The organism is Lysobacter olei (assembly GCF_054777355.1).
This window is the reverse complement of record NZ_BAAHAT010000023.1, coordinates 1-989: the sequence shown is the minus strand read 5'-3', so window position 1 is coordinate 989 and position 989 is coordinate 1. Positions and strand designations below refer to the sequence as shown.

Below are 989 nucleotides of genomic sequence, written 5' to 3'. Positions count from 1 at the left end.
ATAAACAGCACTAATAACACTAGTTAATATACCAATTAAAGCTAAAAAAATAAAACCATTTTGTAAAGCTGAAGATAAAACCATTAATTTTGCAAAGAAACCAACAAGTGGTGGTATACCTGCAAATGATAATAAAGTAATAGCTAAGCTTATACTTAATATAGGATTTATATAAAAATAACCTTTTAATTGATTTATTAATTGAATAGGTGAATTATTCTTATCTAATAAATTATTATAATCTATATTTTTATTAATATAAAAATATAATGTATAACCTATACCAATTAATATAAAGAAAGCATTTAAATTTGAAATACTATATTGTATTAAATAAAATATAAAAGATTGTATAGACTCTACACTATTAATACTTAAAGCTAATAATAAGAAACCAACATGTGATATAGTACTATAAGCAAATAATCTTTTAATTCTAAATTGTGTTAAACCTAAAACAGTACCAATAATTAAAGATAAAATACTACTTATTAATAAACTAGATGTTCAAGAATATTCTATAGAAATATTATTAGAAAAATGTACTAAATGTAATAAAATTATTAATATAGATATTTTTGGCATAATAGCTACAAAAGTTGTAACAATAGTAGGTATACCATCATAAACATCTGGAGATCAAAAATGGAATGGTGCTGCAGATATTTTAAATAAAAAACCTACAGTTATTAATAATAAATAATAAGATATATAAGTAGAAATATCATTATACATAATATAATTTAAATTATTATCATTAATTAAATTAGATAAATTAGTTATAATATAAAAACTATCTAAATAAGTTGTACCTGAATTAGCATAAATTAAACCTATACCTAATAAAATAAAACAAGATGATAAACCACCTAATAAAAAATAAGTTAAACCTGAAGATGTTGAAGATTCAGAATTTCTATATAAAGTACATAATATATATAAACCATAACTTTGTAATTCTATAGATAAATATACTGATATTAAATCAC

Annotated in this window: 1 pseudogene; it reads right to left on the bottom strand. The window is 19.7% G+C overall.

Annotation, left to right across the window (positions count from 1 at the left end):
* Positions 1-936, bottom strand: a pseudogene (locus tag ACYVBS_RS14615) (NADH-quinone oxidoreductase subunit N); the annotation flags it as partial.
* Between the last annotated feature and the right edge of the window lie 53 nt (positions 937-989).